The 13,373-nt window shown below is 65.6% G+C and carries 12 protein-coding genes; 9 read left to right on the top strand and 3 right to left on the bottom strand.

Annotated elements, in window-relative coordinates:
• Positions 1-179: 179 nt before the first annotated feature.
• Genes AC1DHL_RS28545 through AC1DHL_RS28535 form a run of 3 tightly spaced genes read right to left on the bottom strand, consistent with a single transcriptional unit; the run spans position 180 to position 2,474 of the window.
• Positions 180-953, bottom strand: a complete 774-nt coding sequence (locus AC1DHL_RS28545; RefSeq protein ID WP_478164177.1) for a glucose 1-dehydrogenase — start codon at positions 951-953, stop codon at positions 180-182.
• An 11-nt stretch (positions 954-964) separates the two neighbouring features.
• A complete protein-coding gene (locus AC1DHL_RS28540; RefSeq protein ID WP_478105638.1) occupies positions 965-1,477 on the bottom strand; it encodes a gluconokinase in 513 nt (170 codons plus the stop codon).
• A gap of 1 nt (position 1,478) precedes the next feature.
• Positions 1,479-2,474 (bottom strand): 2-hydroxyacid dehydrogenase, encoded by a 996-nt coding sequence (locus tag AC1DHL_RS28535; protein ID WP_478105640.1) that lies wholly within the window; start codon positions 2,472-2,474, stop codon positions 1,479-1,481.
• Positions 2,475-2,711: 237 nt separating this feature from the next.
• On the opposite strand from AC1DHL_RS28535, the gene AC1DHL_RS28530 reads away from it, so the two are divergent.
• The 9 genes from AC1DHL_RS28530 (at position 2,712) to AC1DHL_RS28490 (ending at position 13,361) form a co-directional block, all read left to right on the top strand.
• Entirely contained in the window at positions 2,712-3,920 is a 1,209-nt protein-coding gene (locus AC1DHL_RS28530) for an aspartate transaminase (RefSeq protein ID WP_478164176.1), read from the top strand.
• Positions 3,921-4,036: 116 nt separating this feature from the next.
• The gene (locus AC1DHL_RS28525) at positions 4,037-5,245 is read left to right on the top strand and encodes an ABC transporter substrate-binding protein (protein ID WP_478105644.1); all 1,209 of its coding nucleotides are present in this window, start codon (positions 4,037-4,039) and stop codon (positions 5,243-5,245) included.
• A 31-nt stretch (positions 5,246-5,276) separates the two neighbouring features.
• Positions 5,277-6,149: a branched-chain amino acid ABC transporter permease gene (locus tag AC1DHL_RS28520; RefSeq protein WP_478105646.1), complete on the top strand. Its 873-nt coding sequence runs from the start codon at positions 5,277-5,279 to the stop codon at positions 6,147-6,149.
• An 11-nt stretch (positions 6,150-6,160) separates the two neighbouring features.
• A complete protein-coding gene (locus AC1DHL_RS28515; RefSeq protein ID WP_478105648.1) occupies positions 6,161-7,195 on the top strand; it encodes a branched-chain amino acid ABC transporter permease in 1,035 nt (344 codons plus the stop codon).
• Positions 7,192-7,965, top strand: coding sequence for an ABC transporter ATP-binding protein (locus AC1DHL_RS28510; RefSeq protein WP_478105650.1), 774 nt, complete (start codon positions 7,192-7,194; stop codon positions 7,963-7,965). Before AC1DHL_RS28515 ends, AC1DHL_RS28510 begins: the two co-directional genes overlap by 4 nt.
• Positions 7,966-7,979: 14 nt before the next feature.
• A complete protein-coding gene (locus AC1DHL_RS28505) occupies positions 7,980-8,708 on the top strand; it encodes a branched-chain amino acid ABC transporter ATP-binding protein (protein ID WP_478105652.1) in 729 nt (242 codons plus the stop codon).
• Positions 8,709-8,748: 40 nt separating this feature from the next.
• Positions 8,749-10,839: a hydantoinase/oxoprolinase family protein gene (locus tag AC1DHL_RS28500; RefSeq protein WP_478105654.1), complete on the top strand. Its 2,091-nt coding sequence runs from the start codon at positions 8,749-8,751 to the stop codon at positions 10,837-10,839.
• Positions 10,840-10,851: 12 nt separating this feature from the next.
• Entirely contained in the window at positions 10,852-12,558 is a 1,707-nt protein-coding gene (locus AC1DHL_RS28495) for a hydantoinase B/oxoprolinase family protein (protein ID WP_478105656.1), read from the top strand.
• Complete coding sequence (locus tag AC1DHL_RS28490; protein ID WP_478164175.1) at positions 12,555-13,361, top strand: SDR family oxidoreductase; 807 nt, start codon at positions 12,555-12,557, stop codon at positions 13,359-13,361. The genes AC1DHL_RS28495 and AC1DHL_RS28490 overlap by 4 nt, the downstream gene beginning before the upstream one ends.
• Positions 13,362-13,373: the final 12 nt, after the last annotated feature.

Here is a 13,373-nt window from a genome sequence, read left to right as displayed (position 1 = left end):
CAAGTCGCCGGGGGCATGAATGACGAGGGCTTCCATGGGCTTTTCTCCTTCTTCCTCAATCTGATGACAGTTCACGAACCCCTTCGCGAAACACCGCGGAACCGGCTCAGCCGGGCCGCTGGTGTTGCCCCCTGCAAGGGGGTGGGCGGTTACACGAAGTGAGCCAACCTGGGGGTGTGCTAAAGGGCTGCGGTGACGCCGCCGTCGACGTAGAGGATATGGCCGTTGACGAAGCGCGACGCGTCGCTCGCGAGGAACACCGCTGCGCCGACGAGATCCTCGACATCGCCCCAACGCCGGGACGGCGTGCGGCCGATGAGCCAGGCGCTGAAGTCCGCATTCTTGACCAGTGCGTCGTTCAGTTCGGTCTTGAAATAGCCCGGCCCGAGCCCGTTGACCTGGATGCCGTGCGGGCCCCAGTCGATCGCCATGCCCTTGGTGAGCATCTTCACCGCGCCCTTGCTGGCGGTGTAGGGAGCGATGCCAGGACGGCCGAGCTCGCTCTGCACGGAGCAGATGTTGATGATCTTGCCGCGTTTGCGTTCGATCATGTGGCGTGCGACGGCCTTGCCGACCAGGAACACGCTGTCGAGATTGGTCTTCATCAGCTCGTGCCAATGCGTCTCTTCGAACTGGTCCAGCGGCGCGCGGCGCTGCATGCCGGCGTTGTTGACGAGGATGTCGATCGGGCCGATCTCGGCCTCGATGCGTTCGACGGCGCTGTTCACGGCGTTGCCATCGCTGACGTCGAAGGCGGCAGTGAAGACCGTCGCGCCTTCGTCCCGCAATTGGGCGGCGGCCTTCTCGAGCTTGTCGGCGGAGCGCGCATTGAGGATCACGCGGGCGCCCGCGCCGGCCAGTCCGCGCGCGAGCGCGTAGCCGATGCCGGCGCTGGAGCCGGTGAGGAGGGCGGTGCGACCGGTGAGGTCGAAGCTCTTCAGTACAGAATTCAAGGCGAACCTTCCTAAGGGTTTTGGATGCACGGCCGTCTCAGCCAGTGCAGGATGGCATCTCGTTGGGATTCGACGCGCCACAACGCATTGACGGGCAAGACACCGCTTTCACCGACAGGCGACTCAAGGGTCTGGAACTGATTGTCAACCAGGCTCGCCGAGAAAAAGTGAGAAGCGCGATTCGCGACCCGGCTGTGTGCCTCGTGCCGATCGATGTCGATGTAGGCGAACTTCAGGCTCGGCGATGCCTTGCGCAGTCGGTCCCGATATTCTCGTTTGAGCGCGGAGCATGTGAGGACAGCGCTCCCCTTGCACTCCTGCAACAGCAGCCCCAAGCGGTCGAGCCATGGATGGCGATCGGCATCAGTCAGTGCAACGCCATCGCGCATCTTCCTCAGGCTTGAAGGGAGGTGGTGATCGTCCCCCTCGATCAGGTGAGCGTGCAGCGCGTTGGCGACCGCCGCAGCCACAGTCGATTTGCCGCAACCCGAGACCCCCATCACAACGAGCTTCGATTCGAGCATGTCAGCCTGCGAGCACCTCGGGGTTGACTGGGGTCGGTGGCCGTCCAGCATTCGGGCCCTGGCCCAGCGCCGAAATCAAGTTGTCGATGGTGAGCGCCGCCATCGCCCGGCGCGTACGAATCGACGCACTGCCGATGTGCGGCGTCAGCACGACGTTGGACAAGCCCAGCAGGGCGGGGTGGACCTGGGGCTCGCCCTCGAAGACGTCAAGCCCTGCGGCCGCGAGCGTTCCGTCACGCAACGCGGCTGCCAGCGCGGCGTCATCGACGATACCGCCTCGCGCAATGTTGGTCAGCGTGGCGGTGCGCTTCATCTGGGCAAGTTCGGGTGCGCCGATCGCATGGTGCGAAGAGGGCGAGTACGGGACGACAAGAATCAGATGGTCCGCCTCGCGAAGTAGGGTCGTCTTGTCGACATGGCGTGCGCCGGACTCCGCTTCGGCGTCCACGCCAAGGCGCGATCGGTTGTGGTAGATCACCTGCATGCCAAATCCGTGTGCACCTCGCCGCGCGATGGCGCGGCCAATTCGCCCCATTCCCAGGATGCCGAGCGTGGAGCCGTGAATGTCGCTGCCCGCGAACATGTCGAACACGCCGGTTTTGGTCCACGCCCCCCGGCGCAGGAAGTGTTCGGATTCAGTGAGACGCCGTGCGGTGGCCATCATGAGCGCAAACCCATAGTCGGCCGTGGTTTCGGTCAGCACATCGGGCGTGTTGGTGACCAGCACGCCCCGCGCCGTGCACGCGGCGACATCCACGTTGTTGTAGCCCACGCCGACATTGCAGACCGCCTTGAGTTGGGGGCAGGCGTCCAGCAAAGTGGCGTCGATGCGCTCGCTGCCGGTGCTCATCACACCCTGCTTGCCCTGGAGGCGCTGGCGGAGTTCGGCCGCGCTCCAGATGGTGTCTTCGGGGTTGTCATCGACGTCGAAATAGAGACGCAGGCGCTCGGCGATGTCGGGAAAGGTGGCACGGGTGGCCAGAACGGAAGGGCGCAAGATGTCTCCGGGTTTTCGATGGTGGAAGTACGAGACCGCGACCTTACGCACACGTCCCGGTTGCACCAAGACGACTTCGCTCTGATCCCATCCGGAAAACTGATGCCACATCGCGAGAAAGCCGGATGAGAGAGGAGGGCCATCAGCAAATGCGATCGCCGTAGAGCGAAGGCATCTTGGCGGCGCGAGCCGATACCTCCTACTGTTCGTTTCGTAGAAACCGCCATAGGAATTTCAGTGAACCCATCCCGGATCTCGTCGCGCATCCGGCGCATCAAGCCTTCGCCGAGCAGTGCGGCCGCCGAGCGTTTCGCAGAACTGCGGCGCCAAGGCAAGGACATCATCAACCTGGCCATCGGCGAGCCCGATTTCGATACGCCAGCCCACATCGCCAAGGCTGGTTGCGAGGCAATCGAACGCGGCGACACGCGCTACACCCCCGTGGCCGGCACCCTTGCGCTGCGGCAGGCCATCGCCGCCAAGCTGAAGCGGGAAAACGAGTTGGACTACGCGGCGCGCGACATCATCGTGACCTGCGGCGCCAAGCATGCGTTGTTCAATGCGTTGTCGGTCACAGTGGAGGAGGGAATGGAGGTCGTCATTCCCGCGCCTTTCTGGGTGTCGTACCCCGACATGGTGCTCGCCTGCGACGGAACACCTGTGATCGTCCAATGCCGTGAAGAGGATGACTTCCGCCTCACACCAGCCGCCCTGGAGGCGGCGATCACACCCAAGACGCGCTGGCTGGTCTTCAACTCTCCCACCAATCCCACCGGTACCACCTACTCGTCGGCGCAGTTGCGCGCGCTGGCCGACGTGCTGATGCGGCATCCCCAGGTGATGGTGCTGACGGATGACATCTACGAGCACATTCGTTTCGGTGATGCCGCGCCAGAGCACCTGCTGGTGATCGAACCTGGATTGCGCGACCGGACATTGCTGGTCAACGGAGTCTCCAAGACGTATGCCATGACCGGCTGGCGCATTGGTTACGCGGCGGGCCCGGCCGACATCATCGGCGCGCTGGACATGCTCCAGTCCCAGTCCACCAGCGGCGTGTCGTCCATGAGTCAGGCAGCCGCCGTGGTCGCCCTCAACACGGAAGCGACCTTCCTGCCGGAATGGGTGGCGACCTATCGTCAGCGCCGCGACACGGCCGTGCGGCTGCTCAATGAGATTCCCGGCATCCGTGCGCGCGCGCCGGGTGGCGCCTTCTATCTTTATCCGCACTGCGGGGGCCTGATTGGCAAGCGAACGCCCGAGGGCAAGGCGCTCGAGACGGACAACGACGTGGTGATCCATTTCCTGGAGGCGGGCGGCGTCATGGTGCTGGCGGGCACGGCCTACGGCTTGTCGCCGTATTTCCGGATGTCCACCGCCACCAGCGTCGAGCAGATCGAGGAAGGCTGCACGCGAATCGCCCGCGCGGTGGCCCAGCTGGTCTGAACCCCATCAGGAAAGGCGATGCCCGAAGCCGGATTCCGTATTGGCCCTTTGGAAGCGCCGTTCCTACCATTCGTTCACGTTCCCACCATTCACCTGAAATCGACCGGAGAAATGCGATGAGCTGTTATCCCACGACCCCCACCGTTGGCGCGGCTGCACGGGGCGCCGCCGTTGCGCTGCTGGGCCTGTGTGCCTTCACGTATGCCGCGGCCCAGGCGGGCGATCCGATCAAGATCGGGATCATCAGCCCGATGAGCGGCCCGAATGCGCGCTATGGCGCCTTCGCCAACAAGGGCGCCGCCCTGGCGGCGGCCGAGATCAATGCGGCGGGCGGCTTGCTCGGCCGCAAGGTGGAACTGGTGAGCGGCGACAGCCAGTGCGTGCCCTCGGAGGGCGTCGCCGCTACGCAGCGCATGATCAGCCTCGACAAGACGCCGATCATCATCGGCGACATCTGCAGTTCCGTGACCCTGGCGATGGAGCCCCTGGTCGAGGAATCGAAGGTGCTGCTGGTCAATGCGGCGTCGTCCAACCCCGACATCACCTACAAGGCGGGTGTCGGCGGATTCAAGTGGACCTTCCGCAATTACCCGACGGACGAGGTGCGCGCGGCGACCGTGCTGGAGTACTCGGTCAAGACCAAGGGGTTCAAGAAATTTGCCGTGCTGTCGGTCGACAGCGACTACGGCCGCGGTGCGATCAAGTTCACCAAGCGCTACCTGCCGAAGTACGAGGGTGCCGAGATCCTGAGCGAGGACTACTACAAGGACTCGGAGACCGACTTCCGCACGGTGCTCAGCAAGATCCGCCGCTCGGGCGCGCAGGCCATCATCCTCTACGGACAGGCCGACACCACCCCCATCATCGCCCGCCAGATGCTCGAGCTGGGCTTGGCCGGCAAGATCGCGCTGGTCGGCAATGGCGAGTTCAACACCAAGGACACGATCGCCGCGGCGCCGAAGGTCATGAACGGCGCGGTCGAGGCGGCGGCATGGTTGCCGGAAGTGCCGGCGGCGCGCAGCCTGAAATTCGTCGAGGACTACAAGAAGGCGAACGGCGGCGAGATGCCGAACAACCATGCCTACACCCACTACGACACGCTGCAGTTGGTGGCCCAGGCCATTCGCAATGCCAAGAGCGCCAAGGGCGATGACGTGCGCAACGCGCTGACCACCATCAAGTACGAAAGCCCGATGGGCAGCGTGACCTTCGACGACCACAACCAGGCGATCCTGCCGATGGCGCTGGTCGAAATCGTCGATGCCAAGCCGGTCATCAAGGGAATGATCACGACCAAGGTCGACTACGGCGCGAGCGCCAAGTAAGGCGCACGGGCATCGCTCCAAGGACAACCCCGTGGACTCCTTCATCTTCGAGCAGATCGTCAACGGCATCATCACCGGGTCGATGTACGCCCTGGTGGCTGCCGGCATGACGATGATCTTCGGCGTGCTGCGCGCCATCAACTTCGCGCACGGCGAGTACTACATGCTGGGCACATTCGCGGCCTGGTGGGTGATGAGCCACCTGACCTCCGAATACAGCCTCGCGATCATCGGCGGTGTCGCGATCGTCAGCGTGATCGCCGTGGTCATCGGCCGCCTCGTTATGCAGCGGCTCGTGGGGCAGCCCTTCCAGGCCGGCGTGCTCGCCACGCTCGGCCTGTCGCTGATCCTGCAGAACGTCGTGATCCTCGCCTTCGGCGGCGGCTACAAGGTGTTCTCCGGCGGCTGGATCGAACCGATCGAGATGGGCGCTTTCGGCATGTCGCAGCAGCGCGTGATCCTGGTCGGGGTCACGATCATCGTGTTCGTCGCCCTTGAGTGGATGGTGCGCAGTACGCGTCTGGGCCGTTCAATTCGCGCCGTTTCGCAGAACATCGAGTGCTGCCAGGTCAACGGCATCGACGTCGAGCAGGTGGTTCGCAAGACCTTCCTGATCGGGGTGGCGATCGCCGCGCTGTCGGGCATTCTCACCGGCCCCATCAACGTGAGCATCTACGGGGGCATGGGCGAGTCGATCACGCTCAAGACCTTTGCCGTGATCGTCATGGGCGGCATGGGCAACGTGCGCGGAACGCTCATCGCCGGACTCCTGCTCGGCGTGGTGGAAAGCCTGGTTGCCGGCTACATCGGCCTTCAGTACCGCGACTCGGTCGGCTTCATCGCCTTGCTCCTGATGCTGATGCTGCGCCCGCACGGCCTGTTCAGCAGCAAGGCCAGGTTCTGACAAATCACCCCATGCAACAGGCCATCATGTCAACCACCACGCTGGACACCCCCCGCCTGCCCGCTGCGCGGCTTGCCACGGTCAACTGGAGCGCTTGCGCCCTGGCCATGGTCGCGCTGCTCGCCGCACCACTCTTCCTGGGCGACTACTACCTGCACGCCATGGTGCTGGCGATGATCTTCCTCCTGCCCGCCCTGGGCCTGAACCTGATCCTTGGCTACACCGGCATGCTCTCGCTCGCACAGGGCGTCTTCTTCGGCATCGGCGCGTATGTGTCGGCGCTGATGTCGATCCACTTCGGCACGTCGTTCATCGTGAACCTCGTGGCGGCGGGACTGGCGGCCGGACTCATCGCCTTGCCGCTCGGCATTCCGGCGCTGCGGCTGCGCGACACCTCCTTCGTGATGTGCACGCTGGGCCTGGTCGTGATCGCGCAGATGGTGTCGAAGAACTGGGTCGACCTGACGCGCGGCGACATGGGCCTGTCGGGCGTGCCGCGTCCCCGGCTCGGCTTCGGCGAGTGGGCCTTTACCGTCATCAAGGCGCCCGAGTATTTCTACCTGACGCTGGCGATCGCCGCGCTCGCGCTGCTGGGCTTCGTCGCCCTGATCCGCTCGCCGGCCGGCCGCTGCATGGTGGCGATCCGCGACAACGAGCGGCTGGCCGAGTCGCTTGGCGTGCCGACCTGGACCTACAAGCTGCTGGTCTTCATGCTCAGCGCAGTGTTCGCCGGTCTCGGCGGCAGCCTCTACGCCCACTTCTCGACCGTGGTGAGCCCGCTGGTGTTCCAGGCCTACTACTCCAACACCATCCTCATCATCGTGTTGGGCGGCGGTGTCGGCAAGATCCCGGGTGCGGTGATCGGCAGCTTCGTCTTCGTGGCGGTGTCGGAAGCGCTGCGCATCACGCCGGAACTGCGCATGGTGATCTACGGCATCGTGCTGCTGGGCCTGGTGTTCGTGTTCCCGCAGGGGTTGGCGCCGCTGTTCGAGCGCTTTGCCGCACGCATCGCAGGCGTCGGCAGCGACAAGGGAGCGGCGAAATGACTGCCGATTCATGCATGCTTCGCATCGAAGGCCTGCGCAAGAACTACGGTGCGGTGGCGGCCCTGCAGGGCGTCGACATCGAAGTGCGGCGTGGCGAGGTGATGGGCCTGATCGGTCCCAACGGATCGGGCAAGTCGACACTGTTCGACTGCTGCACCGGCTTGCAGAAGAGCGACGCGGGCCGCGTGCTGCTCAAGGGCGTCGACATCACCGACTGGCCGATGAACCGCATCGCCCGCGAAGGCCGCTTCCTGCGCAGTTTCCAGAAGACGGTGGTCTTCCCGACACTGGACTGCGAGGAGAACCTCGTGCTCGCGGGCCAGATGTCGAGCTTCCCGAACGTGCTGTCGACCTTCTGGATCGGGCCCTCCGCCAAGCGGCGAGTGAGCGCCTTGCGCAAGCGTGCGAAGGAACTGATCGAGATCGCGGGCCTCTCGCGCGTCGCGCACCTGCCGGCGGGCAACATGTCCGGCGGCCAGCAGAAGCTGCTCCAGTTTGCCTCGATGCTGATGCCCGAGCCGGAGCTGATCCTGCTGGACGAACCGCTGGCCGGCATCAATCCGATCCTCATCGAGAAGGTGATCCAGAGCATCGAGCACGCGAACCGCGAGCTCGGCGTGACCTTCGTCGTGATCGAGCACAACACGGACGTGCTGATGAACCTGAGTCACCGCGTGGTCGTGCTGCACCAGGGCGCGAAGCTCGCGGACGACACGCCCGAAGCCGTGGTGAAGAACCCCGAAGTCATCGAAGCCTACCTGGGCGGCTGAGCACGGAGCACATCATGGAACTCGAAATCGACAACCTGTACGCCGGCTATGGCCACCTGGACATCCTGCACGGTGTGGACCTGAAGATCCGCCACGGCGAATTCATCACGCTGCTTGGGCCCAACGGGGCCGGCAAGTCGACGCTGCTGAAGTCCCTGTTCGGCATGACCACCCACAAGGGCGGTGCCATCCGCTGGAAGGGCAAGGACATTGCCGGCCTCAAGCCGCAAGCCATGCTGGGCCACGGCATTGCATACGTGCCGCAGGGCCGCTGCAACTTCCAGCTGATGACCATCGACGAGAACCTGGAAATGGCGGCCTACACCATCAAGGGCGGCGACCTCAAGGGCGAGCGCGACTACGTCTACGACCTGTTTCCGATCCTGCAGAAGCGCCGCAACGAGCTGGCCGGGAACATGTCAGGGGGCGAGCAGCAGTTGCTCGAGATGGCCATGGCCGTGCTGCGCCGGCCCGAGATCCTGCTGGTCGACGAGCCGTCGGTCGGGCTCTCGCCGCAGGCGATCACGCTGGTCTTCAACGAGCTCAAGCGCCTGCACAAGGGCGGTCGCACGATCCTGCTGGTCGAGCAGAACACGCGCAAGGCGATGGAAGCGGCCGAGCGCGCCGTGGTCCTTCGGCTTGGCAAGGTCATCTGGGACAGCCCGGTTGGCGAGCTGAGCAACGCCGACCTGGGCGAACTGTTCATGACAGGTCGCCGCGCATCCGACACCGCCACCGCTTGATTCCAGGCAACTCAACCGAACACACAAGGAGCTGAAAAGCATGAAACTGGCATTCGACACAGGTGGCACGTTCACCGACTTCGCCATGACCGAGGACGACGGCAACATCCTGCTGCACAAGGTCCTGAGCACGCCGGACGCACCTGCGCGTGCCGTGCTCCAGGGCGTGGACGAGCTGCTGGCCAAGGTCCGCGCCAGGGACGCTGGCAAGGCCAAGGCCAACGAGGCCTTGCAGATCCTCGGGGCCACGACGGTGGTGACCAATGCGGTGCTGGAGCGCCGTGGCGTGCACACGGCCTTCATCACGACCGACGGCTTCCAGGACATGCTGCGCATCCGCACCGAAGGCCGTTACGACCTCTACGACCTGCGCATCCAGTACCCCGACCCGCTGGTGTCGCGCGAATTCTGCTTCGGCGTGGAAGAGCGCATAGCCGCCGACGGCACTGTGATCAAGGCGCTGGACGAGGAGGGCGTCCGCGCCATCGCCCGCACGCTGCTCGAACGAAAGGTCGAATCGGTCGCGGTGTGCTTGCTGCATGCCTACAAGTACGCGCAGCACGAGCAGCGAGTGGCCGAGTTGATCGCCGAGGTGGCGCCGGGGATCTCGGTGTCGCTGTCGTCAACGGTCTGCCCCGAAGTGCGCGAGTACGACCGCGCATCGACCACCGTGGTCAATGCTTACACGCGCCCCATGATGGTCGGCCATGTGAACCATCTTGAGCGCGAGCTGTCGCAGCGTGGCGTCGAAGGGCAGTTGCTGTGGATGACGTCGAGCGGTGGTGTCGTGCCCAGTTCGTCGGCGTCGCGCACGCCGGTGCGCCTCATCGAATCGGGCCCGGCTGCCGGTGCCGTGGCCGCCGCCGACTATGCCCGCCAGGCCGGCGAGCAGAGTGTGCTTTCCTTCGACATGGGCGGCACCACGGCCAAGCTGTGCCTGATTCCGAACGGCCAGCCGATGGTCGCCAACGATCTCGAGGTGGCGCGCCACGAGCGCTTCCGCAAGGGCAGCGGTTTCCCGCTGAAGATCCAATCGATCCACATGATCGAGATCGGCGCCGGTGGCGGCAGCATCGCGGCGCGCAACAAGATGGGCCTGCTGAGCGTCGGTCCGCGCAGCGCCGCAGCGGCACCGGGACCGGCCTGCTATGGCCGCGGGGGCACCGAACCGACCGTGACCGACGCTGACCTGCTCCTGGGCTACCTCGACGAGAGGTCCTTCCTCGGCGGCGACTTCGCGCTCGACCGGCCGGCAGCCACAGCAGCGATGGCGCGCCTCGCGAAGGACCTGGGCATCACCGCCGAGCGCGCCGCCTGGGGCATCCATGACATGGTCAACGAAAGCATGGCCGAAGCCGCATCGATGCAGGCGACCGACAGCGGCGTCGACCCGCGTGCACTGCCGCTGATCGCCTTCGGCGGGGCAGGACCGGTACATGCCTATGGCGTGGCGCGCAAGCTCGGCATCCGCAAGGTGATCTGCCCGCTGGGCGCAGGCGTTACTTCTGCCATCGGCCTGCTTGGTGCGCCGGTGGCGGCTGACTTGTCGACCAGTCTGCCGATGCGCCTGTCGGCATGGAACCCCAGCGCGGTAAACGTGGTCAAGTCCAGCCTCGCCGCCCAGGGCCGTGAGGTCGTGCTGGCCAGCAAGGTGCCGGCTGATCGCATCACCTTCTCATACACGGTCGACATGCGCCACGTGGGGCAGGGTTACGAGATCTCGGTCGCGTTGCCCGATCTGGACCCGGCCGACCCGGCCTTCCTGCCCGAACTGCTGTCGCGCTTCCATGCGAACTATGTGGCGCTGTACGGCCGCGCCGTGACCGGAACCGACGCGGAGATCATCACCTGGCGCATCCGTGCCAGCGGCCCCAAGGCTGTCGTGTCGCTGGCCAACTTGCGCGGCGAAGCGGGCGCGGTGCGCGACCCGCGCAAGGGCACGCGGCCGGTGTTCTTCTCCGAACTCGGCAAGACCGTCGACACGCCCGTCTACGACCACTACGCGCTGCTGCCGGGCGTGCCTGTCCAAGGCCCCGCGATCATCGAACAGCGCGAGTCGACCGTCGTCATGGGGCCGAACGCGAGCGCCTCGCTCGATGCTCAGCACAACCTCATCATGCTTCTGAACTGAAGGCCACACGTCATGTCCATGCTCAAGCCCGACTTCAACGACCCGATCACGCTGCAAGTGATGTGGGACCGCCTGGTGTTCATCGCCGACCAGGCCGACAGCGCTCTCGGGCGCACCGCCTTTTCGCCGATCGTGCGCGAGAACCACGACTACGTAAACGTGCTGCTCGATGCCAAGGGCAGGGCGCTGGCGCAGTGCACCTGGTCGATCCCGGTGTTCATCACCACACTGCCGATGGCCGCGCAGAACTACTTCCTGCCGGCCTTCCCGCCAGAGTCGCTCGAGCCGGGCGATGTGCTTGCGACCAATGACCCGATCATCGGCACCGGCCACCTGCCGGACATGGTGATGCTCACGCCGATGTTCCGCAACGGCAAGATCGTGGCCTACGCGGGCAGCATCGCGCATCTGCCCGACATCGGTGGGCGTCCACAGTCGCCCGATTCGACAGACATGTTCGAGGAGGGCATCCGCATCCCGATGCTCAAGCTGTTCAAGGCCGGCAAGCCCAATACCGACGTGTTTTCCGTGATCGAGGCCAGCGTGCGTCTGCCGCACGAGGTGCGCGGCGACATCCAGAGCATGGTGGCGGCCAACGAGGTGATGTGCCGTGAGTTCACGCGCTTCATGGACGAATACGGCCTCGACGATTGCGAAGGCCTCGGCGAAGCCATCTTCAGCCGCTCCGAGCGTCACATGCGCAGAGCCATCGCGGCGTGGCCCAACGGCAGCTACAAGGCAGACATGACCATCGACGGCTTCGAGACGGAGGTCAAGCTGTGCGTCAGCGTGGAGGTAGGCGACGATTCGATCCATGTCGACTACACAGGCACTTCTCCTGAGGTGGCGCGCGGCATCAACGTGGTGCCGCACTATCGCGTGGCGCACAGCGTCTATGCGCTGAAGTGCCTGCTCGACCCGGACACGCCGAACAACGAGGGGTGCATGGTTGCCTTGACCGATTCCGCCCCTGAAGGCTCCATCCTGAATCCGCGCCCGCACGCCGCAGGCGCCGCGCGCAACCTGGTCGGCCACTGCATTCCCAGCCTGATCTTCAAGGCGCTGCAGGACGTGGTGCCGGAGGGTGCGATGGGCGACAGCGGCGGCGCGCCGATCTGGGGCATCAACTGCCAGGGACAACGCTCCGACGGCACGGCCTATGGGAGCGCGCAGAACTTCCACGGCGGGCAGGGTGGTCGCTCGTCGATGGACGGCCTCGACACCTTGAGCTTCCCGTCCAATTGCCGCGTGACGCCGATCGAGATGTACGAACTGGCGGTGCCGGTGCTGACGGAATGCAAGGAGCTGATCCCCGACTCGGGCGGGCCGGGCAAGTTCCGTGGCGGCTTGGGTCAGCGTGGCGTCATCCGCAACCTGTCGGACCGCGAGATGAACATCTACCTGAGCACCGAGCATGTGAAGTACCCCTGCCTCGGCGTGCTGGGCGGACAGGCCGGCCGCAACGGCGCGGTGCTGCATGACGGGAAGGCGGTGTTTGCGAAGGGGCGGCTCGTGCTGGCGCCCGGCGAGCGCCTGCAGATCGAACTGCCCGGCGGCGGTGGCTGGGGCGACGCGCAGGAGCGCTCGCGCGAACTGGTGGAGGACGACCTGAGACAGGGCCTGGTCAGCTCCGAGCGTGCGCGTCTCGATTACGGTTACCTGCCCACACCGGCGCCCGTCGCTGCGCCTGCGGGCAAGCCCGCCAAGGTGCTCGCGTGACGGCCGGTGCCGCGTTGAAAGGGCAGGTCGCGCTGGTGACCGGTGGCGGCTCGGGCATCGGCCGCTCGACGGCGCTGATGCTGGCCGGCGAGGGCGCACGCGTGGTGGTCATGGGCCGGCGCAAGGAGCCGCTGGAAGCAGTGGCGGCCGAGATCCGCGCGGCGGGCGGTGAGGCCTGGGCCCGGCAGGCCGACCTGCAAAGCCGCGAACAGTTGCAGGACCTGGTGCGGTGGATCGAGGCCGAGGTGGGCCCGGTCGGCATCCTCGTGAACAACGCAGGGCTGACCAGCCGCGTGCGCAACATCCGCTGGATCGAGGCGGATGACTGGGAGTCCGCCATCTCCGTCAACCTGACGGCCGTGTACGTGCTGATCCAGGCGGTGCTTCCCGGCATGCTGTCGGCCGGCGCGGGCACCGTGGTCACGGTGTCTTCGCTTGCGGCGTTGCGGCCGAACCTGCTGGGCGGTGCGCCCTATGGCGCTGCGAAGGCTGCGGTCGTCAACCTCATGGGCTTCCTGCACGGCACCTTCCGCAACAACAACATCCGCTCGACCACGATCCTGCCCGGCGAGGTCAACACACCAATCATGGACACGCGGGTCCGCCCGCCCACGGCTGACGAGCGCGCCGCAATGGTGGCGCCCGAGGACGTCGCACGCGCCATCCTGCTGGCCTGCACGCTGCCGCAAGGCACCACGATCGAGCAACTGGTCATCAGCCCCACGCTGGCGCGCGACCAGGGGCCGGATGTCGAGATCAGCCGCTGGCTTGGCGCTCCTGATGGCACGCCCGGCAAACCCTGAAACGAGACATGC

The sequence above is a fragment of the Variovorax sp. 10L426 genome (genome assembly GCF_056395305.1).
This window is presented reverse-complemented; position numbering and strand designations above follow the sequence as displayed.